This window comes from Pseudomonas sp. WS 5412, assembly GCF_012985615.1.
GTDB lineage: Bacteria > Pseudomonadota > Gammaproteobacteria > Pseudomonadales > Pseudomonadaceae > Aquipseudomonas > Aquipseudomonas shahriarae.
Genome location: NZ_JAARMB010000007.1, coordinates 233,534 through 254,952, shown reverse-complemented (window position 1 = coordinate 254,952; position 21,419 = coordinate 233,534). Strand labels below are relative to the sequence as shown.

The 21,419-nt window shown below is 61.4% G+C and carries 19 protein-coding genes; 10 read left to right on the top strand and 9 right to left on the bottom strand.

Annotation, left to right across the window (positions count from 1 at the left end):
- Nucleotides 1-244 precede the first annotated feature (244 nt).
- Genes HBR94_RS12555 through HBR94_RS12545 form a run of 3 tightly spaced genes read left to right on the top strand, consistent with a single transcriptional unit; the run spans nt 245 to nt 3,810 of the window.
- The gene (locus tag HBR94_RS12555) at nt 245-904 is read left to right on the top strand and encodes a paraquat-inducible protein A (protein ID WP_170044889.1); all 660 of its coding nucleotides are present in this window, start codon (nt 245-247) and stop codon (nt 902-904) included.
- A complete protein-coding gene (locus tag HBR94_RS12550) occupies nt 891-1,514 on the top strand; it encodes a paraquat-inducible protein A (RefSeq protein WP_057442078.1) in 624 nt (207 codons plus the stop codon). Before HBR94_RS12555 ends, HBR94_RS12550 begins: the two co-directional genes overlap by 14 nt.
- Complete coding sequence (locus HBR94_RS12545; RefSeq protein ID WP_115127396.1) at nt 1,507-3,810, top strand: MlaD family protein; 2,304 nt, start codon at nt 1,507-1,509, stop codon at nt 3,808-3,810. The genes HBR94_RS12550 and HBR94_RS12545 overlap by 8 nt, the downstream gene beginning before the upstream one ends.
- An 85-nt stretch (nt 3,811-3,895) precedes the next feature.
- Here HBR94_RS12545 and mksF read toward each other — a convergent pair whose 3' ends face one another.
- Genes mksF through mksB form a run of 3 tightly spaced genes read right to left on the bottom strand, consistent with a single transcriptional unit; the run spans nt 3,896 to nt 8,701 of the window.
- Nucleotides 3,896-6,736, bottom strand: coding sequence for an Mks condensin complex protein MksF (gene mksF / locus HBR94_RS12540; protein WP_057442074.1), 2,841 nt, complete (start codon nt 6,734-6,736; stop codon nt 3,896-3,898).
- Complete coding sequence (mksE, locus tag HBR94_RS12535; protein WP_170044888.1) at nt 6,733-7,434, bottom strand: Mks condensin complex protein MksE; 702 nt, start codon at nt 7,432-7,434, stop codon at nt 6,733-6,735. Before mksE ends, mksF begins: the two co-directional genes overlap by 4 nt.
- Nucleotides 7,424-8,701, bottom strand: a complete 1,278-nt coding sequence (gene mksB, locus HBR94_RS12530; RefSeq protein WP_170044887.1) for an Mks condensin complex protein MksB — start codon at nt 8,699-8,701, stop codon at nt 7,424-7,426. Before mksB ends, mksE begins: the two co-directional genes overlap by 11 nt.
- 229 nt (nt 8,702-8,930) lie before the next feature.
- On the opposite strand from mksB, the gene HBR94_RS12525 reads away from it, so the two are divergent.
- A complete protein-coding gene (locus HBR94_RS12525; RefSeq protein ID WP_057442069.1) occupies nt 8,931-9,683 on the top strand; it encodes a hypothetical protein in 753 nt (250 codons plus the stop codon).
- Nucleotides 9,676-10,128 carry a ribosomal protein S18-alanine N-acetyltransferase gene (rimI, locus tag HBR94_RS12520; protein WP_057442068.1) on the top strand — a complete coding sequence of 151 codons (453 nt, stop codon included), beginning with the start codon at nt 9,676-9,678 and terminating at the stop codon, nt 10,126-10,128. Before HBR94_RS12525 ends, rimI begins: the two co-directional genes overlap by 8 nt.
- 90 nt (nt 10,129-10,218) lie before the next feature.
- On the opposite strand, the gene HBR94_RS12515 is transcribed toward rimI, so the two are convergent.
- On the bottom strand, nt 10,219-10,623 hold the full coding sequence (locus tag HBR94_RS12515; protein WP_128593256.1) for a serine kinase/phosphatase: 405 nt from the start codon (nt 10,621-10,623) through the stop codon (nt 10,219-10,221).
- A gap of 151 nt (nt 10,624-10,774) precedes the next feature.
- On the opposite strand from HBR94_RS12515, the gene can reads away from it, so the two are divergent.
- A complete protein-coding gene (gene can / locus HBR94_RS12510; protein WP_057442066.1) occupies nt 10,775-11,419 on the top strand; it encodes a carbonate dehydratase in 645 nt (214 codons plus the stop codon).
- Here can and HBR94_RS12505 read toward each other — a convergent pair.
- The 4 genes from HBR94_RS12505 to HBR94_RS12490 all read right to left on the bottom strand — a co-directional run bounded on the left by HBR94_RS12505 (nt 11,416) and on the right by HBR94_RS12490 (nt 15,368).
- Nucleotides 11,416-11,940: an SET domain-containing protein-lysine N-methyltransferase gene (locus tag HBR94_RS12505; protein ID WP_170044886.1), complete on the bottom strand. Its 525-nt coding sequence runs from the start codon at nt 11,938-11,940 to the stop codon at nt 11,416-11,418. The two genes, can and HBR94_RS12505, sit on opposite strands and share 4 nt — an antisense overlap.
- A 168-nt stretch (nt 11,941-12,108) precedes the next feature.
- Nucleotides 12,109-13,278: a hypothetical protein gene (locus HBR94_RS12500; RefSeq protein WP_170044885.1), complete on the bottom strand. Its 1,170-nt coding sequence runs from the start codon at nt 13,276-13,278 to the stop codon at nt 12,109-12,111.
- Between the two features lie 261 nt (nt 13,279-13,539).
- A complete protein-coding gene (locus HBR94_RS12495) occupies nt 13,540-13,749 on the bottom strand; it encodes a hypothetical protein (RefSeq protein WP_170044884.1) in 210 nt (69 codons plus the stop codon).
- A 200-nt stretch (nt 13,750-13,949) separates the two neighbouring features.
- Complete coding sequence (locus HBR94_RS12490) at nt 13,950-15,368, bottom strand: TIGR00366 family protein (RefSeq protein WP_057442063.1); 1,419 nt, start codon at nt 15,366-15,368, stop codon at nt 13,950-13,952.
- Nucleotides 15,369-15,567: 199 nt separating this feature from the next.
- On the opposite strand from HBR94_RS12490, the gene HBR94_RS12485 reads away from it, so the two are divergent.
- Together HBR94_RS12485 and HBR94_RS12480 are read left to right on the top strand one after the other, a co-directional pair.
- Nucleotides 15,568-16,851 (top strand): MFS transporter, encoded by a 1,284-nt coding sequence (locus tag HBR94_RS12485; protein ID WP_057958262.1) that lies wholly within the window; start codon nt 15,568-15,570, stop codon nt 16,849-16,851.
- A 389-nt stretch (nt 16,852-17,240) separates the two neighbouring features.
- A complete protein-coding gene (locus HBR94_RS12480) occupies nt 17,241-18,137 on the top strand; it encodes a cation diffusion facilitator family transporter (protein WP_170044883.1) in 897 nt (298 codons plus the stop codon).
- A gap of 3 nt (nt 18,138-18,140) precedes the next feature.
- Here HBR94_RS12480 and HBR94_RS12475 read toward each other — a convergent pair whose 3' ends face one another.
- Complete coding sequence (locus HBR94_RS12475; protein ID WP_120731594.1) at nt 18,141-18,815, bottom strand: heavy metal response regulator transcription factor; 675 nt, start codon at nt 18,813-18,815, stop codon at nt 18,141-18,143.
- A 183-nt stretch (nt 18,816-18,998) separates the two neighbouring features.
- Here HBR94_RS12475 and HBR94_RS12470 point away from each other — a divergent pair, with 183 nt between their 5' ends.
- Together HBR94_RS12470 and HBR94_RS12465 are read left to right on the top strand one after the other, a co-directional pair.
- Entirely contained in the window at nt 18,999-20,222 is a 1,224-nt protein-coding gene (locus HBR94_RS12470; protein WP_170044882.1) for a TolC family protein, read from the top strand.
- 17 nt (nt 20,223-20,239) lie between these two features.
- Nucleotides 20,240-21,403, top strand: a complete 1,164-nt coding sequence (locus HBR94_RS12465) for an efflux RND transporter periplasmic adaptor subunit (RefSeq protein ID WP_170044881.1) — start codon at nt 20,240-20,242, stop codon at nt 21,401-21,403.
- Nucleotides 21,404-21,419: the final 16 nt, after the last annotated feature.

The following is a 21,419-nucleotide window of genomic DNA, read 5'->3' as shown; positions in this document are numbered from 1 at the left end:
ATCCCGAACTCAGTAGTGAAACGATGCATCGCCGATGGTAGTGTGGGGTTTCCCCATGTGAGAGTAGGTCATCGTCAAGATTAAATTCCAGAACCCCTGTTTGCTAACGCAAACAGGGGTTTTGTTTTGGGCGGTCGAAAAGGTTCTGGCCCATCGCCATCGCTTGATCCCGACAAATTTGCACAGTTATTTCTGAACCAGAACACTAGAATAGACACCTGATCATTTTGTCTTAGAGTCCTATATGTCCGACCCGGTTGATACCACCCAGGTGTCCGACCTACCGCTGGAGGACCTGGTTGCCTGCCACGAGTGCGACTTGCTGATGCGCAAGCCAGAGCTTGCGCACGGTGAAAAGGCCCTGTGTCCACGCTGTGGTTATGAGATGTACGCCCACCGCTACAATGTCGTAGAGCGCAGCCTTGCCTTGGTGATCGCAGCGCTATTGCTCTACATCCCGGCGAACTTTCTACCCATCATGCAGCTCAATCTACTCGGGCAGTCTTCGCAGGACACGGTCTGGAGCGGTGTAGTTGCCCTGTTCAATACCGGCATGCAAGGCGTGGCGGTGGTGGTGTTTATGTGCAGCATGGGCATTCCGTTGCTCAAGCTGCTCTGCCAGCTTGCGGTGCTGCTCAGTATCCGCTGGAACATAGGCCGCAGTTATGGCCTGTTGCTATACCGCATTTATCACCATATGCGCGATTGGGGGATGCTGGAGGTCTACCTGATGGGCGTGCTGGTGGCGATCGTAAAGTTGGCCGATATGGCTGCCCTTAGCGTAGGCCTGGGACTGGCCTGTTTTATCAGCCTGTTGATGGTCCAGGTACTGCTGGAGGTGGTGATGTCACCCCATCAGATCTGGCAAGCGTTGTCCGGGGAGGACGAACATGCGGGCGATTGATGCTGGCATTCTGATCTGTACCGAATGCCACGAACTGAACAGGCAGGACCCGGACACCGACGAGCAAACCTGCACCCGTTGTGGTGCCCTGGTCCATGCGCGCCGGCCGAACAGCCTGATGCGCACCTGGGCGTTGCTGATTACTGCGGCAATTCTGTACATCCCGGCTAACCTGTTGCCAATCATGACGGTTAACTCACTGGGGCAGGGCGCTCCAAGCACCATCATGTCCGGCGTGATCGAACTGGTTCAGCACGGCATGTTCCCGATTGCCGCCGTGGTGTTTATTGCCAGTATCCTGGTGCCGACCTTCAAGCTGGTAGGCATCGCACTGCTGCTGTTCTCGGTGCAACGTCACCAGCCGCTTTCCGCCCGACAACGCATTATCATGTACCGCTTTATCGAGTTTATCGGTCGCTGGTCCATGCTGGATATCTTCGTGATCGCCATTCTGGTGGCGGTCGTTAACTTTGGGCGACTAGCCAGTATCGAGGCCAATCTCGGTGCCGTGGCGTTCGCCAGTGTGGTGATCTTGACGATGCTTGCCGCAGTAACTTTCGATCCCCGACTGATTTGGGATAACACGGAGTCGGACGACGACCATGACTGATTTGCCAAAGGCTAAAACCCGCCCCGCTTCGAACTGGTCGGCCATTTGGGTACTGCCGTTGATCGCCCTGGTGATCGGTGGCTGGCTCGGATGGCGCGCCTATACCCAGACGGGCATCGAGATCCAGGTTCGCTTTGAAAGCGGTGAAGGCATCCAGGTCAACAAGACCGAAGTGGTCTACAAAGGCATGACCGTGGGCAAGGTCAAGACCTTGGCATTGGATGACGAGGGCAGCAATCGTGGGGTGATTGCGACTATTGAGATGAACAAGGATGTCGAGCAATACCTCAAGGCCAATACGCGCTTCTGGCTGGTCAAGCCCAGCGTCAGCCTGGCCGGGATTACTGGCCTGGAAACCCTGGTCTCGGGCAATTACATCGCCGCCAGCCCCGGCGATGGTGAGCCCACGCGTAAATTCAAGGCGCTCTCCGAAGAGCCCCCATTATCCGACGCCAAGCCCGGCCTGCACCTGACGGTCAAGGCCGAGCGGCTAGGCTCGCTGGACCGTGGCAGCCCGGTGTTCTACAAACAGATCCAGGTCGGCCAGGTCAAAAGCTACCTGCTGTCGGCTGATCAGAACACGGTCGAGATCAAGGTCTATATCGAGCCGACCTACGCCAGCCTGGTGCGCAAACATACGCGTTTCTGGAATGCCAGCGGCATCAGCATCGACGCCAACCTCTCCGGGGTCAAAGTGCGCAGCGAGTCCCTGGCCAGCATCGTCGCTGGGGGGATTGCCTTCGCTACGCCAGAGAACCGCAAGGACAGCCCGCCCACCGACCCGAGCCTGCCGTTCCGCCTGTACGAAGACTTCGATGCCGCCGCCGCAGGGATCCGCATCAAGGTCAAGCTCAGTGACTTCGAGGGCTTGCAAGCCGGTCGTACGCCGGTGATGTACAAAGGCATCCAGGTCGGCAGCCTCAAGGCCCTGAAGGTTGACTCTGACCTGTCCAGCGCCAGCGCCGACTTGACCCTCGACCCATTGGCCGAAGATTACCTGGTGGAGGGCACCCAGTTCTGGGTGGTCAAGCCATCCATCTCCCTGGCGGGCATCACCGGCCTGGAAGCCTTGGTCAAGGGCAATTACATTGCCATCCGCCCTGGTGACAAAGGCGCAAACCCCCAGCGCGAGTTTGTGGCCCGGGCCAAGGCGCCACCGCTGGACCTGCGCTCCCCTGGCTTGCACCTGGTCCTGCTCACAGAAAGCCTCGGCTCCCTGGAAGTTGGCAGCCCGATCCTCTACAAACAGGTCAAGGTCGGTTCGGTGCAGAGCTACCAGTTTTCGCGCAAGCGCAAGCAACTGGTGATCGGCGTGCATATCGAGAAGGAATATGAAGGCCTGGTCAACGGTTCGACGCGCTTCTGGAACGCCAGTGGCGTGACCCTGACCGGCGGGCTCACCGGCGGCATCCAGGTCAAAAGCGAATCCCTGCAAAGCCTGATGGCCGGGGGGATCGCCTTTGAGACCCCAGAGCCGAACGTACCGCTGAGAAATCGCATTCCGCGTTTCCGCCTGTTTGCCGATCACGAAGCCTCCACCCAGCGTGGCACCCTGATCACGATCAAGGTTGACCGCGCCGATGGCCTGCGCACCGATACGCCGATTCGCTTCAAAGGCCTGGACGTGGGCAAGATTGAAAGCGTTGACCTGAGCCCGGACATGCAGTCGGTGATGCTCACTGCGCGCATCACCGAAGTCCCTGAGCGGATCGCCCGTACCGGCAGCCAGTTCTGGGTGGTCAAGCCCGAGTTGGGCCTGATGAAGACCGCCAACCTGGAAACCCTGGTCACCGGCCAATACATCGAAGTGCTGCCGGCGGTGAAAAGCAGCGGTGCGCAAAAGAACTTCGTGGCCCTGGCCCAACCGCCAGAGAGCAACGTGCAAGAAGCCGGCTTGAGCCTGGTACTCAGCGCCGCCCGCCGTGGCTCGCTGAAAGTCGGCGTGCCAGTCACCTACCGGGAAGTCACAGTCGGCAAGGTCACCGGCTACGAGTTGGGCAAGACCGCTGACCGTGTGCTGATCCATGTGCTGATCGAGCCCAAATACGCTCCGCTGGTTCGCGGCGGTAGCCGTTTCTGGAACAGCAGCGGCTTTGGCCTGGACTTTGGCCTGTTCAAGGGCGCGACAGTGCGCACCGAGTCCCTGGAAACCCTGGTCCAGGGCGGTATCGCCTTTGCCACGCCGGATGGCGAGCGCATGGGCAACCCGGCGCTGCCCGAGCAGACCTTCCCGTTGTTCGACAAGTTCGAAGACGAGTGGCTGATCTGGGCGCCGAAGATCCCCCTGGGTAAATAGCGCCCCCACCAACACCGTATAACCCGCCCACAAAAAAGGCCGCGATCCTATGGATCGCGGCCTTTTTGCATTTCAACAGCGCGGATCAGACCTCATCCAACTCCGGCTCATCCGCCTGCACATTCACCGTCGCCTTCACCGCATCATGCCGGCGAATGTACTTCCAGTCCGCCTCATCAATGTAGATCCCGTTCGGCCCGCTGCCGCCTTCCAGGTCGATCGCCACCTGGGCGGAGACCTGCGGCTTCACACTTGCCAGGATCGGCACAAAGCCCAGTTGCAGGCTGGTTTCCAACAGTGCCGCCTGGTTCTTCTCGTCGATATCCGCCGCTTCGTCGAGGTAGTACGGCAGGCGCACGCGACCGGCCTGGTCGCGGTCCATCAAGTGCAGCAACAAGTACATGTTGGTCAGCGCCTTGATGGTCATGGTGGTGCCGTTGGACGCGGCGCCATCAATGTCGGTGTGAATGATCGGCTGGCCATTGACCTTGGTGATCTCGAACGCGAGTTCGAACAGGTCCTTGAGCCCCAGCTGGTTATGGTTGGCAGCGACCAGGCGTGCCAGGTATTCCTTGGCCTCTTCGTTCTTGTTGTCCTGCTCGGCACTTTGGCTGAGATCGAACACCGAGAGGGTTTCGCCTTCCTCATACTGACCGGCACTGTGAATGATCTGGTCGATATGCTTGAGCGCTTCCTTGTTCGGCGCCAACACGATACGGAAACTCTGCAGGTTGGATACCTGGCGCTTGTTGATCTCGCGGTTGAACAGGGCCAACTGGTGCTCAAGGCTGTCGTAGTCGCTGCGGATATTGCGCAGGGTCCGCGCGATATCCGTCACCGCTGCACGGCGTGCCTTGCCCAGGGTCAGGGCTTCGTCGGTACGGTGCGCATATGCATTGATCAACAGGTGCAGGCGACGCTCCATATCGTCTTCACTGTCGAACTTGGCCACGCCCTTGAGGCGCACCTGGGCGTACAGCGCGTCGATCTGCCCGTCAGCGCGCTGCAAGCCCTGCCAGCTGTCCTGATAGTCATTGAGCAGCGGCAGCAGGTTGTCCATGGAATCGTCGATCGGGTCCATGAACGGCGTGCCGAACGGCAAGTCGGCCGGCAGCAGCTGGCGACGGCGCAAGGCGTCATCCAGGGTGCGCTGCTTGGCTTCCATATCACCGATCTGCCGGCCGACCAGTTGCAGCTTGGCCGACAATTGCTGGACGCGTTCGGTGAACGCATCACTGGAGCGCTTCAGTTCATCCTGGGCCGCTTCCATCTGCGCCAGGTTTTCCAGTTTCTCGCCTTCCTCGGCACTCAGGGTCTGGGCGCGGCGGAAGTCTTCCAGGGCTTTCTGCGCATCGAGTACCTGCTGGTACAGCGCTTCGGTCTGGGTCTTGCTCGCCGCGCGGTCCGAGGCCACGGCCTGCTGGGTCTTGAGTTGCTTGAGTTCTTTTTCCAGGCGCTCCTTCTGGTCGCGCAACGCCGCGCGGTCCGCCAGGGCCTGCAAGGCCGGTGGCTCGATGTGCGAGATGTCGATGGACAGCCCCGGCACTTCAAAGCGCTCGCCGGTGAAGCCATCGAGGATCAGCTCCAGGGATTTGACCCACTGGCCGTCTTCATCCAGGGTGATGCCATGCTCGCCCAGCGGCAGGCTGAACAACGAACTGTTGAACAGACGCATCAGACGCTCGACGTCCTGCTGTGAGAATTCTTCCCGCAGTTTGGCGTAGCTGTTGTTGTCGGCGTGATCGAGTTGCTGCTTGACCGACTTCAGGCGTTTTTCCAGGTCACGCAGGCGTTCGTCCAGGTCCTCGGCACTGAACTGTCGCGATTGCGCCAGGGCGCCGGCCAGTTCGTCGTGGGCATCCTTGGCCGCCAGCAGTTGCTGCTCCAGGACCTTGACGTCATCCACCAGGGCAAAGCGATGCTTGAGCACCGACAACTCGCCCAGCCAGCGTTGAATGCCGCTGATTTCCCGCTCCAGGCGCATCAGCTCCTGGGTGCCGCCGCGCTGATCGTTCTGCAGCGCATCCTGCTCGTTGCGGTAGTGTTCGGCCTGGATCGTCAGCTCTTCCTTGCGTGCATTGGCGTAGTCCGACCAGGTGCCCAGCAGTGAGTCGAGCAATGGCGACAGGCGATGCAACTTGCCGCGCAGGATTTCCCGCTGCTTCACGCCGTTGGACAGCGCCTCCACCAGAGGGCCGGCGGCCACCAGGGAGTTGTAGTCCTGCTCCATGCGTCGTACATCGCGGAACGCTTCTTCGCACGCGGCGATGTAATCCACGCTGCCGGAGCGCAGGCTGTGTTCGAAGGCATCGAGGAACAGCTGCTTGAGCTTGGCCGCGGTGATTTCGCGCATGTGCAGCAGGTTGATAAACAGCGCACGGAAGGTCTTCAGGCTTTGCTCGCTGGTGGAGCGCAGCGGAATCAGGGTCAGGTCCAGCGGGATCGAGGTATGGCCGCCGACCAGCAAGCGCCGCAACTCATCGGGCTTGAGCTCGTAAGCCTTCAGGCCCTCGCGCTCAAGGTTGGTGAACAGCTCTTTCTGGCGCAGGCAGGTGTCGTTCTTCTGGTAGTGGGCCAGGTCCAGCTTGCCGGCGTAGGCAAAGAACTGGTGGCCGAAACCACCGCCCGGGCCGCGGCCGACCACGCCAATCACGTGCGGGCCGTGGGGCAGCGAGACTTCGACGAGGATGTAGCTGGTGTCGGTCGCGAAGTAGAAGCGCCGCGACTGTTCCAGGGTGTACTTGCCGAAGCTCATGTCCGACATGCGCGCCAGGATCGGGAACTGCAAGGCGTTGATCGACGCCGACTTACCGAGGTTGTTCGCGCCATACACCGACAGCGGCTCTTCCAGCGGGAACAGGCCCAGGCTGTAGCCGGCGGTATTCAATAGGGCGAAGCGGCGAATGCCGTAGCGTTCCTTGCTCATGCATCGGTCTCCTGTTCTTCGGCAATGGCGCGGGCGAGGGCATCTTCTTCGCTTTCAAATTCGCTCAAGTCCAGCGGATCATCGGTCTGCAGCAGTTTTTCATCGCTGTCTTCGTCGATGATCACCGGCGCTGGCAACGGCAGCACGCTATGCACGCTGGCTGCCAGGTCGCGGTCGGCCTGGACCGACAGGCACACATCAAGGAAGCGGTGCATCGGCGGCAGGAAGCGATAGACGCCGTTGTCTTCACTGGCAAACCCGAGCTGGGTCATGCGGCGCATGATTTTTTCTTCCAGTTCTTCCTGGGTCTGCACTTCGGCCTGGATAAACAGGTCGCGGTACTTCTCCAGCAAGGAGGGCAGTTCATCGCGGCCCAGGCTGCCGCCGTCGAGCACGGAAATCGGGTCGCGGCCCTGGTCGGCCAGGTGTTCGACAATGATGAAAGTGAACAGCGCCAGGCGTTGCGCAGTCTTGTTCACCTGCGCGCTGGCGATGGCCGAGTCGGGTACGAAGTAGTAGAAACCCCGGGTATCGCACACCAATTCAAAGCCCAGGGCCTTGAACAGCGTGCGGTACTGGTCCTGGAAGTTCGACAGTTGCGCGTACAGCTCCGGGTCGCGGCGGCTGACGTGGTAACCCTTGAACAGCTCGCGAAAGATCGGCGCCAGCTGGGACAGTTCGGATAGATCAAGATGCATAAGGTGTGCTCGCAGAATTCTCGGCTACGTCGGTGCTGGCCGGGAGCAGGGCGAATGAGCGCAGGCTGACCTGGTGCTCGTGAGTATGGTAATCCCGGCGTTCCAGGCGCTCGCGCTTGAAACGCTTCTCCCGCGACAAACGCGAGAACCAGTACAGCAACTCGTCGGTGGCCCCGTCTGGTTCCTGTTCCAGCAGCCAGTTCATCAGGTCGGGCATCGGCAGTGCGTCTTCGCAGCGCTCGAGCATCTCCTTGACCGTGCGCGGCGCACGCTGGGCTTCGCCCTTGTGGGATTTGTGGGCCTTGGGGAAGCGCGCCGGCTTGGGTTCGAAATTCGCCAGTGCATACACATAGGCTTCCACCTGGCTGGCGCTGCCGAGGAAGGTGCTCTGTGGCCGGGTAAACATCGGCATCGCCGCTTGCGGCACCGCGTCCAGGCCCTTGCGCCGGATCGCCGACAGGGCCAGCGCTGCGCCACGGGTCACGGCGTTGTGCCGGCGCGCTTCTTCGCGCAGCGGCAGCAGCAGTTCCCGGGCATGGCGCAAGGTCAACTGGGCGCTGGTCTGCATTTCGAGGATGCGCGCGTGGGTGCGCAGCAACATGTCGTCGTCCACCAGGTGGCCCAGGCGTTGCTGCTCGGTGAGCATGCGCAACAGCACGTTCTCTACCTTGCGCACGCCTTGCTCGAAGGCACCGTCGGCGTTCACCAGTTGGATCATCGGCTCGACGTACTCGTCCCAGGTCGCCAGGACCTCGGCATAACGCTGGCGCAACGGGATCTGCCGGTCGCTGGTCTTGGCCCGGTCGGCCACGGCAGCGAGGGCCTGTTCGTCATTGGCGAGTTTTTTCAGCACGTCGCGCACGCGCATGTCCAGCAGCCGCAGTTGGCGGGCCAGGTCGTGGCCGTCGCGGATGTCGAAGGCGTCCTGGATATAACCGGCCAGGCGCTCGAGGTGGCGCAGGTAGGCTTCGATTTCCAGGCACAGGCCTAGCCGGTGCTCCTTGCGAAGATAGGCCAGGAAGTCATGGATCTGCGCGTTGAGCTCGAAACGGTTCGGGCTCTTGGCGACAGGCACCAGGATATCCAGGCGAATCCACACGTCCAGCAGGTTGGTGATGTCCTGTGGCGTGCTGTCCAGTTGTTGGGCGGCCAGTTGCGCGCGCAACTCGCCAAGGCTCAGGGTGCCTTGGTCGAAGTGTTCGCACAGTGGCTCAAGCAGGGCCCAGTGTTCGGCGAGGGCGCGCAAGACGCGCTTGGGTTCGATCATCGGAATGGCCGGCTGGTTGGCGAATTAAAAGCAGCGATTGTACTGCATCAGGCGCGGGATTTATCCACAACCGGTCAGGGCGCGTTCGCGATGGGCGGTCAGCAATGCAGAGAAAGTCATCAACGGTGGGCGATCATCGTCGAAGGGCGGTAGAATCGGCGCTCTTTAGTTATCCACAAGTGGCCGAGCCTTGCTTATCGAGTCCCGACGTCGCGCTTACTTGACTGCCATGCAGGTGGTCAACTGGCTGCCGCGCACCGAATTGCCCTTTGCCGCGCCGTCGCGGCCCGAACTGCTGCAGGCGCTGGAAGCCTTCGAGCCGTTCGACGCCTCGGGTGAGGAAGCGGCGGCGCCGGTTGCGCTGGTCAAACCCGTGGCCGAGGTGCCTGTGCGGCCGTCGGAGCGGGTCAAGATCGAAGTACCACGCCCGTCGACCGCGCCCAAACCCGCTGCCGTGGCCGACGATGCCCCGGCCCCGGTGGCCAAGGCCCCGGTCGTGCCGCCACCGCGTTTTGCCCTGCAGTTGCTGCGGGCCGGGCGTTGCCTGTTGCTGGTCGAGTTGCCGACCGGCGAGCGCTTCCAGACGCGTGACCCGGCCTACCTGCTGCTCAAGGACATGCTGCGCGCCGCCGGTCTGCCCGACAGCCCGCAGATCGTCGGCGAGCCCGTGCGCTGGCCGCTGCTGGTGCGCGGCAATATGGACCAGGGCCCGGACGCCGCGCGTGATTTTGTGCAAGGTTTTGTCTCGGCCCGCCTGGAAGACGAACCCTGCGTGTGCCTGTGGCTGATCGGCCTGCCGGCCGTGCGGTTTGCCGGCGAAGCCGACGCCGAGGCCTGGTACCGCGAACTGCAGGTCGAAGGCCTGGGCTCGGTCTGGGCCTTGCCGGGCCTGGAATTATTAATGGAAGAGCCACAGCGTAAGGCTGATGTCTGGCAAGCCATGCGCCGGCTGATGGCGCGCTGGAAAACAACCGATGAGTGAGGCTTTATCCTTCCGCCCGATGACCGAGGCTGACCTCGACGCCGTGCTGAAAATCGAATACGCGGCGTTCAGCCACCCCTGGACCCGGGGCATCTTTCTCGATGGGCTGGGCAAGTACCAGATCTGGTTGATGTTCGAAGGCGAGCAACAAGTGGGCCACGGCGTGGTGCAGATCATCCTCGATGAAGCGCATTTGCTGAACATCACCGTCAAGCCGGAAAACCAAGGGCGTGGCCTGGGCCTGGCCCTGCTGGAGCATCTGATGTCGCGGGCGTATGCCGCCCATGCACGGGAGTGCTTCCTGGAAGTGCGCGACAGCAATACCGGGGCTTTCCGCCTGTATGAGCGCTACGGGTTCAATGAAATTGGCCGTCGTCGCGACTACTACCCGGCCGTCGGTGGCCGCGAAGACGCAGTTGTCATGGCCTGCACCCTGGTCGACTAACACACATGATCCCGGGTGGGAGCAGTCTTGTGTGGGAGCAGGCTTGCCAGCTCCCACACCGCCATGCTTCACCATAAGTCTGGCGCTGTATCAGCGGTTACCGTCGACCGGATCAATGTCCGCCAGCTCTGCCTCATCCAACCCATTACCGCCACCAATCTCATCTTCATCGACGATGCTCAGATCCCAATCGGCCGGTTCGTCCTCACCTTCTTCCAGGGCATCGCGCGCGCCGTCTTCCTGAATCAGCGTTTCGGGGCTCATATCATCATCCGTGGACTCATGATCCGCCGTCGACGCCCCAGTCATCCCAGCCTCGCGTACCCGTTCGTCGGGCATCAGGTGCTCGCGCTCAGCACGGGGGATCTCATCGCCGATTTCCGCCGTCGGCGTCTCCTCGTCAAAATCCAGCTCCCGCATCGAGCCCATGCGATCTTCGTTGTCATCAATCGGTTCGGGCTGCGTAGCGCCGTACGGACGTCGTGATTCAGTCATGGTCAATCCTCATACTGTGGGGCTTATAGTGTGTGGACAGGCAGGGCGCCCCAAGATTCAAGTCATTACCGACCGGCTATCTTTATAGACGGCGTGACCCGGACGGGCGGTCGTCTGTCAAAGCTGCGCATCATTCCTGAGGCTTTCCCTGATGAACGAACTACAAGACCTGCTTGATAACAACGAACGCTGGGCGGATGCGATCAAACAGGAAGATCCCGAATTCTTCGCCAAGCTCGCCCGCCAGCAGACCCCGGAATACCTGTGGATCGGCTGTTCGGACGCCCGGGTGCCGGCCAACGAGATCGTCGGCATGTTACCCGGCGACCTGTTTGTGCACCGCAACGTGGCCAATGTGGTGCTGCACACCGATCTCAACTGCCTGTCGGTGATCCAGTACGCTGTGGATGTGCTCAAGGTCAAACATATCCTGGTCACTGGCCACTATGGCTGCGGCGGCGTGCGCGCCTCGATGCAGGACCGCCAGTTCGGCCTGATCGACGGTTGGTTGCGGTCGATCCGCGACCTGTACTACGAGAACCGCGAAGTACTGGCCCAGTTGCCTACCGAAGAAGAACGTGTCGATCGCCTGTGTGAACTCAATGTCATCCAGCAAGTCGCCAATGTCGGTCACACCAGCATCGTGCAGAACGCCTGGCATCGCGGGCAGAGCCTGTCGATCCACGGGTGCATCTACGGGATCAAGGATGGCCGCTGGAAAAGCCTCAACGCCACCATCACCGGCTTCGAGCAACTGCCGCCGCAGTACCGCCTGCGTCCGGTGGAGGCCCTTTAAGAGCGTTTGCGCTGGCGCCACTGTTCCATAAACAGTTGGCCTTGCTGGTTAAGCGGCTCTTTCATGCCGGTGATCCAGCCCCGGCAGTTCCCCGCGCCGCAACGGCACGGGAACTGCCGGTACAGCACATCCTCGGTGGTGGCGTAATCCATGGTCAGCAGCGTGCCAGGGCGGATGGCCTGGATCGACCATAGCTCCAGCTCGCTGATGTCGAGGAACACATTCGGATCGCACGAATGCAGGAGCAGGCCGCTGAACCACGGGTCGTACAAGTGGATGCGTGAAGACACCTGCAGCGTGTGCAAACGCCGTTCACCCAGGGCGTGCCCGGAAATTTTGGCGATTCGCACACGGCTGTCGAAGGCCACTTTGGCCTTGATCCCGGTTCCGCGCCCGTTGCGGGTGCGGACCACCTCAAAGTTTTGACGCGAGGGGTAACCTTTTTTCGCCAACAGTGTTGCAAAGTGGTACAGACAGTCACTGGCCGCAGCAGGCGCCTCTTCCATGATCTGGGTTTTCATAGCATTCCTTGTCGGGCTGCATCGACCTCCTGGTGTTGCTATGACTGCCAGTCTTGCAGCAAATGGGCACCGCTCAAGGTTTGCGCAAAAAAAAGCCGATATCTACTGGCAAATCTGACAGTGGGTATCGGCTTTTTTGCGTAAGACACTGGCGATAAGGGCAGGAGCCTACAGCGCCGGCGCCGCGACAGACGCTTCTGGCAGAGGGCTTTTCAGGCGCCTGAGCTGGGGCTTGATCGAGGCGCTGGTGCATTTTTCCTTGGCCTGCTCGGCGGACAATTCGCGCACCGAGGTGTAGAACAATTCGCAGGTCTGCTCCTTGCGCGTCACCTGCCAGGTGTTCATGCAGCCCTTGAGCAACACATTGGGGTCGCTGGCAGGTTTTTGCCCCATCCCGGCTTGCCAGCAGGCCGCGCTCAAGTCCTGGCCCATGACTTTCAAGCCGGCCTCGTCGGCTTTCTGTTCGTCGCCGTCGTAGCTGTCCGGGTTGGCGGCGTACCAGATGTAACTGGGGTGATTGGCCCCCAGCACTGCAACTTTACTGTCTTCGACCGGGCTGATTTGCGTCAGGCCCAGTACCCCGAGGGTTTGCCCGTAGTGTTGCTGGATCCAACTGCGCACGGGCGCACCGAAGGCGACCATCGGCAACGGGCCAGTGGGGTGCAGGCTCAGTTCCCGGACAACCCGGGTCTGATACTCGCTGAAGTAGCTGTAGACCCCCTCCAGATCCTTGCCCGCCGTGGAGGGGGCGGCAATGGGCGCGATATCAATGATGGTCTGGTATTCCGGGGTCTGGGTCGCCGGTATACCGTTGGCGCTCAGTAGCGTGGCCCAACGGTCGGTGGTGGCTGATTCCAGATAGTCCTGGTAGTGGGTCAGGGAGTAATCCGGCGGAAAGTGCATCAACTCGATGCTCTTGCGGTTTTCCAGGGCCATGCCCAGTGGCAGGAACAGGTACCAGCTAAATTGCCACTTGCCATCGCGGTTGAGCCGGCTGGCGCCCTCGTAAGCCAGGTCGGCGGTGTTCAGCAACGCGGTCAAGGGCTGCCCATAGCCATCGGGCACCCCGGTAAAGCGCGCGCGGACCTGACCCTGCTCGGTCTTCACGCTGACCCTGGCCCGGCTGTAGCCATCGCGCTGCAGGCTCTGGGTCAGATAGTGTTCGACGGTCTGTTCCAGGGTCAGCGGCCGAAAGCAGATCACGCTGCAATTGTTGGGGTAGGCGAACAATTGCGTGACCCGTTGTGCCGTGCCCAGATCAAGTTCGACGTCGGCTTGTACGACCGTGCTCACAGCAAGTGCGACAAAGGTGAAGGACAGCCTGGTCAGTTTAAACATGCATGTTTCCTTGTCAGCTAATGCCCGTCTGCGCGGGATGAATGCCCACCTTCACACAGTAGCGGCTGACCGGGAAAATGCCTCGGAAAATGCGGTTTTTTTGCAGGGCCTGGCCGCCTCGCTATATCGTGAAGTGCAGCGCGTTGCTGTGGTTGTCCATGAATGTGCAACTAGGCTTGAGGTCGTCGCGTTACTTGTAAGTATTCAATGCAGGCTGTGAAGCTCCAGGGCTTGAGGGGGACCACAGCCTCTATAAAGGAATCAGCCTTTAAACGCTGCAACAGGCTTGAAAAGGTTTTTGTTAGGGTTTGACTCTGCAAATACTATTCTTCCCGCCGGCTGGCCGAACGCCGGTTTGAATTGTCTGAATTTTTTCAACGCGGGATTTTGCTGTGAGTTGACATCTTGGGTATTGCCAGTCTCAGCGCTGTTTTGAGGTGTGGGCGTAGTAGCGGTAGGTGCGATATTCATCGGTATGACTCCAGTTGTAACTCTAAGTAATTAGTTGTGGTCTCTTAGTTAAGTTGAAGAGTGTCTGGTGCTACTAAAAGACACTGTTAGGTGGCCCGTCATTAACGCGTGGTTCCCTTCCTGAAATATTCAGAGGGAACAACGGCGCTCAATGTCGACCTGGATGCACCCGTCACAACGACGGGTGCGGCGTCCAATGATTAAGGCATTACCGGCGGCATGTACTTCAACGTCGTCCCCAGCGCCCACAGCAGGAACAACACCAGCGGCGTGTGCACCAGCAGCTGCACAAACGAGAAGCCGATCAAGTCCCGCGCCTTCAGCCCCAGTACCCCCAGCAATGGCAGCATATAGAACGGGTTGATCAGGTTCGGCAGGGCCTCGGCGGCGTTGTAGATCTGCACGGCCCAGCCCAGGTGGTATTGCAGGTCATTGGCCACCTGCATCACATAGGGCGCCTCGATGATCCACTTGCCACCGCCCGACGGAATAAAGAACCCCAGTACCGCCGAGTACACGCCCATCAGCAGCGCGTAGGTGTCGTGGGAGGCGATGGAAGTGAAGAGGATCGAGATATGGTGGGCCAGGGTCTGGCCGTCGCCGCCCTTGACCACGGTAATCAACGCCGCGATGGAGCCGTACAGCGGGAACTGGATCAACACCCCGGTGGTGGTGGGCACCGCGCGCGCCACTGCGTCGAGGAAACTGCGCGGGCGCCAGTGCAGCAGGGCGCCGACCATCAGGAACAGGAAGTTATAGGTGTTGAGCCCCGAGATCGCGCTGATCGCAGGCTTGGTCGAAAACTCGTGGAACAGCCAACCGGCGGCCAGCAGTGCCAGGAGGATGGTCAGCAGCGGGCTGTGTTCCAGCCATTCCCCCGGGCGGGTTGGCGGTTGTAGCTTGGGCAGGTTGAACGCCGGGTCCACGCCACAGGCCTTGGCATCACGGGCCGAGTTGGGCCCCGGTGCGGTGACGTAGGCGATGATCAGCGACACCACGATCAGTGCCAGCAACAGCACCCCCGATTGCCACAAAAAGATCGTGTCGGTGAAGGGGATGGTCCCGGTGATCGCCAGGATCGACGGCGGCAAGCTGGCCGGGTTGGCCTGCAATTGCGCGGCCGATGACGACAACCCCAGCGCCCACACGGCGCCCAGGCCCAAATAGGCCGCCGCGCCAGCGGCGCGATAGTCCATGCGCAAATCCGTGCGCCGGGCCAGGGCCCGTACCAGCAACCCGCCGAACACCAGGGACAGGCCCCAGTTGAGCAGCGACGCGACCATCGAGATCAGCGCCACCCACGCCACGGCCGAGCGGCCGTTTTTCGGGATACGTGCCAGGCGATCAATCAGCTTTACGGCGGGCGGCGAACTGGCCACCACATAGCCGCCAATCACCACAAAGGCCATCTGCATGGTGAACGGGATCAGGCTCCAGAAACCATCGCCAAAGGCCTTGGCAGCGTCGGTGGGTGCAGCGCCCATGCCCAGAACCGCCACGGTGACAATGATCACCGCCAGGGCGGCAAACACCCAGGAGTCGGGAAACCAGCGTTCGGCAAAATTGGAGCAGCGCAGGGCAAAGCGGGCATAACGGCTATCTTCGATAGGGTCGGCCATGTGGGAGTACCTCTTGTAGTTATTATGCAAGCGTCGGGGTGTTGGCAAGGTATCGCTGCATCTTGGCCCACGGCTATTTATTTGGGAATGTTGTTATTTTCATGGATCAATGAGTAAAACGAATATATCGGCGGCGATTGCCAGGATTCGGTTCAGCTCATAACCTGCACGCCATTTTGTTTGTCTGCCGAGCCTCTTCATGACTGCCACCGCTTATCCACAGGCGCAGCGTTTTTCCCGCTCCGACTACAAAACCCTGGGGCTGGCTGCCCTGGGCGGTGCCCTGGAAATCTACGACTTCATCATTTTCGTATTTTTCGCCCTGACCCTGAGCCAACTGTTCTTCCCCCCGGAAATGCCCGAATGGCTGCGCCTGTTGCAGAGCTTCGGGATTTTTGTCACCGGCTATCTGGCGCGGCCACTGGGCGGGATCCTGATGGCGCACTTTGCCGATCACCTGGGGCGCAAGCGCGTGTTCAGCCTGAGTATCCTGATGATGGCCTTGCCGTGCCTGCTGATCGGGATCATGCCGACCTACGCGCAAATCGGCTATTTCGCCCCCCTGATTTTGCTGGCGCTGCGCGTCCTGCAGGGCGCGGCAGTGGGCGGTGAAGTGCCCAGCGCCTGGGTGTTTGTCGCCGAGCACGCGCCCGCCGGCCATCGCGGTTATGCCTTGGGGTTCCTGCAGGCCGGGCTGACCTTCGGTTACCTGCTGGGGGCCTTGACCGCGACATTGCTGGCGCAGATGTTCACCCCTGAACAAATCCTCGATTACGCCTGGCGCTTTCCGTTCCTGCTGGGCGGTGTGTTTGGCGTGATCGGCGTGTGGCTGCGGCGTTGGCTGAGTGAAACCCCGGTGTTCCTGGCCATGCAGGCGCGCCGCCAGGCCGACGCCGAACTACCGCTGCGCACGGTGTTGCGTGACCACCGCCAGGCATTGCTGCCGGCCATGTTGCTGACCTGTGTGCTCACCTCAGCGGTGGTGGTGCTGGTGGTGATCACGCCGACCATGATGCAGAAAACCTTCGGCATGAGCCCCAGCCACACCTTCGCCCTGAGTGCATTGGGCATCGTTTTCCTGAACATCGGTTGTGTGCTGGCCGGCCTGTTGGTGGATCGCATCGGCGCCTGGCGCGCGGTGCTGGTCTACAGCCTGCTGTTGCCGGTGGGCATTGCCGTGCTCTATGCCAGCCTGATTGCCGGCGGCGTGTGGCTGGGCGCGGCCTATGCCATCGCGGGGTTGAGTTGCGGGGTGGTGGGTGCGGTGCCCTCGGTGATGGTCAGCCTGTTTCCGGCACCGGTGCGCGTGTCGGGGATTTCCTTTACCTACAACATTGCCTACGCGCTGTGGGCGAGTACCACGCCGTTGATGCTGATCGCCTTGATGCCCACCAGCCCGTGGATCTGCGTTTTCTACTGTGTGGTGATGGGCGCGGTGGGCGTGGCCAGCGCATTGCGGTTTAGCCGGCGCCCGGTGTTTTAAAGCCGCCGCATTCCCCCAGTGGGAACGGGCTTGCCCGAATGCCGATCAGTTAAGCGAACGCAATGCTCACAGCAGTGAAGATCAAATGTGGGAGCGGGCTTGTCGGATCGCCGCATCGCCGCGAAGACGTCGGCCCAGCCAACATTGATGTTGACTGACCCACTGCTTTCGCGAGCAAGCCCGCTCCCACAGGGGATCTGCGCTTAACTGACTGGCATTAGGGCTTGCCCGCGATGGCGGTGGGTCAGGGTGTACTGCTATCGCAGGCAAGCCAGATCCCCCATGTGGTTAACACCCCGCTGGCAGCGTTATGACAATTGTGAAATCCATACCAAAGGTTTCCCCTTATCGCTCTATGATCAGCGCACATCCCCCCACGAGGACATGCCATGAGTGCAGGACACAGCCACGCCACCGTACGCGCCGGTCATGAACGCAAGTTATGGATGGCCCTGGGCCTGACCGGCAGTTTCATGATTGCCGAAGTGATCGGCGCCTTTGTCACCGGCAGCCTGGCGCTGTTGTCCGACGCCGCCCATATGATGACTGACACCCTGGCCCTGGCCATTTCCCTGGTGGCCATCCAGGTGGCCAAGCGCGCTGCGGACCGCAAGCGCACCTTTGGCTATGCGCGCTTCGAAATCCTCGCCGCCGCGTTCAACGCGTTGCTGCTGTTCGGGGTGGCGTTCTACATCCTCTATGAGGCTTACCTGCGCCTGCAGGCACCGGCCGAAATCCAGTCCACCGGCATGCTGGTGATTGCCGTGCTCGGCCTGATCGTCAACCTGATTTCCATGCGCCTGCTCAGCGCGGCCAGTGGCGAGAGCCTGAACGTCAAGGGCGCCTACCTGGAGGTCTGGAGCGATATGCTCGGTTCTATCGGGGTGATCATTGCCGCCGTGCTGATCATGCTCACTGGTTGGGGCTGGGTCGACTCGGTGGTGGCCGCCGCGATTGGTTTTTGGGTGGTGCCGCGAACCTGGACACTGCTCAAGGCCAGCATGAACGTGCTGCTGCAAGGTGTGCCGGACGGCATTGATATCGACGCGGTAGAGCAGGCCATTCACGCGGTGCCAGGGGTCAGGGAGGTGCATGACTTGCACATCTGGGCCCTGACCAGCGGCAAGAACGTGCTGAGCACCCATCTGGTGGTGGACCCGGCGCAGGGCAGCGAGCAACAGGTCCTCGCCCAGGTGACGGAATTGCTGCATGAGCAATTCGATATTTCCCACGTCACCATTCAGATCGAAGGCGCGGGCTTTCATCAGGAACCCCTCACACACTGACCGCTATTCGCGGTCTTCCAGCACGTAGCCCACCCCGCGCAAGGTATGGATCAACTTGCGCTCGAACGGGTCGTCGATCTTTGCGCGCAGGCGGCGGATCGAGACCTCGACCACATTGGTGTCGCAGTCGAAGTTCATGTCCCACACAAACGAGATGATTTGCGTGCGTGACAGCACCACGCCGCTCTGGCGCATCAGCAGGTGCAGCAAGGCAAACTCCTTGGTGGTCAGGTCGATCCGCTGGCTGCCGCGAAAGGCCCGGTGGCGACCCTGGTCCAGTTCCAGATCGGCCACCCGCAGCACGTCCGGCACTGCGCTCTCGATGCTGCGGCGCATCAGGCTGCGGACCCGGGCCAGCAGTTCGGGAAACTCGAAAGGCTTGACCAGATAGTCGTCGGCACCCAGCTCCAGGCCTTTGATTTTGTCGGCCAGGCGCCCTTGGGCGGTGAGCATCATGATGCGTGTGTTGCTGCTCTGGCGGATGCGTTGCAACACCTCCCAGCCGTCCATCAGCGGTAGGTTCACATCCAGGATCACCAGGTCATAGGCGTATTGCCGCGCCAGGTGCACACCGTCGGCGCCGCTGGCCGCGCAGTCGACCACATAGCCACTTTCGCTCAGTCCCTGAAGCAAGTACTCCGCCGTTTTCAGTTCATCTTCGATAACCAGGATTCGCATGTAGAGCGTGCCTCGGGGCAGGAGAAAGGATCTGCATAGTTGCGCGCAGATTAAAGCAAAAGCCCGGACCAGAGCCTTTGCTAACGGATTTGTAATGTTTCGGCCACCCCTCTGATAAGGAGCGAAAGCTACATTGCCCCTGCTTGGATTTGTCCGCCAACTCATGGGTGTGGAACGCTTGTTATGCCAACGTTTTTAAGAACAATTGTGTGCTCTGTAGTGGGGGTCTTGGCGCTGTCCCAAGTGGCAAGCGCCCAGACCCTGACCCTTGAATCGGCCCTGCAAAGTGCGTTTGCCGGCAACCCGGACCTGGCCGCAGCCCAGTGGGAAATCGAGATTGCCCAGGGTGGGCGGCAACAGGCTGGGCTGATCCCCAACCCGGTGGCCTCCTGGGATGCCGAAGACACCCGCCGCAGCACGCGCACCACCACCGTCAAGCTGAGCCAGACCCTGGAGTTGGGTGGCAAGCGCGGGGCACGCATCGACGTGGCCTCGCGGGCACAAGATGCGGCCGCCCAGGAACTGGAACAGCGGCGTAACCTGCTGCGGGCCGAGGTCATCGAGGGCTTTTATGGCGCGCTGCGGGCCCAGGAACGCCTGGAGCTGGCCCAACGCTCGATGGCGCTGGCCGAGCGCGGCCTGGTGATTGCCAATGGCCGGGTCACGGCGGGCAAGGCGTCGCCGGTCGAAGCCACCCGCGCCCAGGTACAGCTCTCGGAAGTCCGTCTGGAGCGCAGCCGCGCCGAGATTGGTGTGAGTGATGCCTATCGCCGCCTGGCCGCCATCACCGGCAGCGCCAACATTGGCTTTGAGCGTGTCGAGTCAGGTGCCTTGAACACCCCGGCGTTGCCTTCGGCCACCCAACTGCTGGCGCGTCTGGAGAGCACCGCCGAGCTGCGCCTGGCGGAGCTGCAAATCCAGCAACGGGAAGCCGGCCTGGGCCTGGAAAAGGCCCAACGGATTCCCGACCTCGACGTGTCCATCGGCAGCCAGTACGACGCCAGCGTGCGTGAGCGGGTGAACCTGGTGGGCGTATCGATGCCGATCCCGCTGTTCAATCGCAACCAGGGCAATGTACTGGCCGCCAGCCGTCGTGCCGATCAGGCCCGGGACTTGCGCAACGCCACCGAGCTGCGCCTGCGCACCGAAACCCGTCAGGCCCTGGATCTGTGGGCGACGGCCAACAGTGAAGTGCGCGCGTTCAACCAAGTGATCCTGCCCGCCGCCCAAAGCGCGGTGGACAGCGCCACCCGTGGTTTTGAGATGGGCAAGTTCAACTTCCTCGAGGTACTCGACGCCCAGCGCACCTTGATCGCCGCCCGCACCCAATACCTCGCCGCACTCGCCCAGGCCACCGATGCCTGGGTGCGCATCGAACGGATTTACGGCGACCTCGCCCGCATTTGATCTTTCAGGAGTTCCCCATGAACAAACTACAAGGCCTGGCTTTGGCCGTTGCAGTGGCCGTCGCCCTCGGGGCGATAGTGTTTTGGCCAGCCACCAGCGTGGCGCCTCAGGCACCGGTAGCGCACGTCGAAGCACCGCAGGAAGAAGAGGAAGAGGGTGTGCTGGTGCTCAATGAGCAGCAGATCCAGGCCGCCGGCATTCAACTGGCCAAGGCTCAGCCCCGGCAAATCAGCAGCGTGCTGTCGTTGCCGGGCGAGGTGCGATTCGATGAAGACCGCACCTCGCATATCGTGCCCCGTGCAGCGGGTGTGGTGGAGTCGGTCAGGGTCAACCTTGGCCAGAAGGTCAAGCAGGGCGAGCTATTGGCGGTGATCGCCAGCCAGCAGATTTCCGATCAGCGCAGTGAGTTGGCCGCCAGCGAACGCCGGGTCGAGCTGGCCCGCACCACCTTCCAGCGCGAGCGCCAGTTATGGCAGGACAAAATCTCTGCCGAACAGGATTACCTGATGGCCCGCCAGACCCTGCAAGAGGCCGAGATCGCCCTGAACAATGCGCGGCAAAAGATGAATGCCTTGAGCGGCAGCGCGGTTCTGGTCGGCGGCAATCGCTATGAGTTGCGTGCGCCGTTTGCCGGGGTGGTGGTGGAAAAACACCTGGGTGTCGGCGAAGTGGTGAGTGAGACCAGCGCTGCCTTCACCCTGTCGGACCTGTCCCAGGTGTGGGTCACGTTTGGGGTGTTTCCCAAGGACTTGAACAAGGTCCAGGTGGGCCGGCCGGTGAAGGTCAGCTCCACGGAAATGGGCACCGATGTGATGGGCACCGTGGCCTATGTCGGCAACTTGCTGGGCGAGCAGACCCGCACCGCAATGGTCCGGGTCAACGTACCCAACCCCGACGACTCGTGGCGCCCCGGGTTGTTCGTGGCGGTGCAGGTGGCCACGGATACCTACTCGGCGCCGGTCACCGTGCCGGTGGAGGCGATCCAGACCGTGGAAGACAAACCGTCGCTGTTTGTGCGCACTGCCGAAGGCTTCGCCACCCGCCACGTCGAGCTGGGGGTCAGTGAAAACGGCTTCGTCGAAGTGCGCCAGGGCCTGGAGGCCGGCGCCCAGGTGGCGGCCGTTGGCAGCTTCGTCCTCAAGTCCGAGCTGGGCAAGGCTTCGGCCGAGCACGCCCATTGATCCTGCGAGTGATTGC

What these genes read in the sequence shown, in the direction of transcription:
- HBR94_RS12490 (WP_057442063.1), bottom strand. Translation starts at nt 15,368, where the DNA reads ATGGCCGACCCTATCGAAGATAGCCGTTATGCCCGCTTTGCCCTGCGC.
- HBR94_RS12495 (WP_170044884.1), bottom strand. Translation starts at nt 13,749, where the DNA reads ATGAATATCGCACCTACCGCTACTACGCCCACACCTCAAAACAGCGCT.
- HBR94_RS12500 (WP_170044885.1), bottom strand. Translation starts at nt 13,278, where the DNA reads ATGTTTAAACTGACCAGGCTGTCCTTCACCTTTGTCGCACTTGCTGTG.
- HBR94_RS12475 (WP_120731594.1), bottom strand. Translation starts at nt 18,815, where the DNA reads ATGCGAATCCTGGTTATCGAAGATGAACTGAAAACGGCGGAGTACTTG.
- HBR94_RS12525 (WP_057442069.1), top strand. Translation starts at nt 8,931, where the DNA reads ATGCAGGTGGTCAACTGGCTGCCGCGCACCGAATTGCCCTTTGCCGCG.
- can (WP_057442066.1), top strand. Translation starts at nt 10,775, where the DNA reads ATGAACGAACTACAAGACCTGCTTGATAACAACGAACGCTGGGCGGAT.
- HBR94_RS12485 (WP_057958262.1), top strand. Translation starts at nt 15,568, where the DNA reads ATGACTGCCACCGCTTATCCACAGGCGCAGCGTTTTTCCCGCTCCGAC.
- HBR94_RS12545 (WP_115127396.1), top strand. Translation starts at nt 1,507, where the DNA reads ATGACTGATTTGCCAAAGGCTAAAACCCGCCCCGCTTCGAACTGGTCG.
- HBR94_RS12550 (WP_057442078.1), top strand. Translation starts at nt 891, where the DNA reads ATGCGGGCGATTGATGCTGGCATTCTGATCTGTACCGAATGCCACGAA.
- HBR94_RS12515 (WP_128593256.1), bottom strand. Translation starts at nt 10,623, where the DNA reads ATGACTGAATCACGACGTCCGTACGGCGCTACGCAGCCCGAACCGATT.
- rimI (WP_057442068.1), top strand. Translation starts at nt 9,676, where the DNA reads ATGAGTGAGGCTTTATCCTTCCGCCCGATGACCGAGGCTGACCTCGAC.
- mksB (WP_170044887.1), bottom strand. Translation starts at nt 8,701, where the DNA reads ATGATCGAACCCAAGCGCGTCTTGCGCGCCCTCGCCGAACACTGGGCC.
- HBR94_RS12480 (WP_170044883.1), top strand. Translation starts at nt 17,241, where the DNA reads ATGAGTGCAGGACACAGCCACGCCACCGTACGCGCCGGTCATGAACGC.
- mksF (WP_057442074.1), bottom strand. Translation starts at nt 6,736, where the DNA reads ATGAGCAAGGAACGCTACGGCATTCGCCGCTTCGCCCTATTGAATACC.
- HBR94_RS12465 (WP_170044881.1), top strand. Translation starts at nt 20,240, where the DNA reads ATGAACAAACTACAAGGCCTGGCTTTGGCCGTTGCAGTGGCCGTCGCC.
- HBR94_RS12470 (WP_170044882.1), top strand. Translation starts at nt 18,999, where the DNA reads ATGCCAACGTTTTTAAGAACAATTGTGTGCTCTGTAGTGGGGGTCTTG.
- HBR94_RS12555 (WP_170044889.1), top strand. Translation starts at nt 245, where the DNA reads ATGTCCGACCCGGTTGATACCACCCAGGTGTCCGACCTACCGCTGGAG.
- mksE (WP_170044888.1), bottom strand. Translation starts at nt 7,434, where the DNA reads ATGCATCTTGATCTATCCGAACTGTCCCAGCTGGCGCCGATCTTTCGC.
- HBR94_RS12505 (WP_170044886.1), bottom strand. Translation starts at nt 11,940, where the DNA reads ATGAAAACCCAGATCATGGAAGAGGCGCCTGCTGCGGCCAGTGACTGT.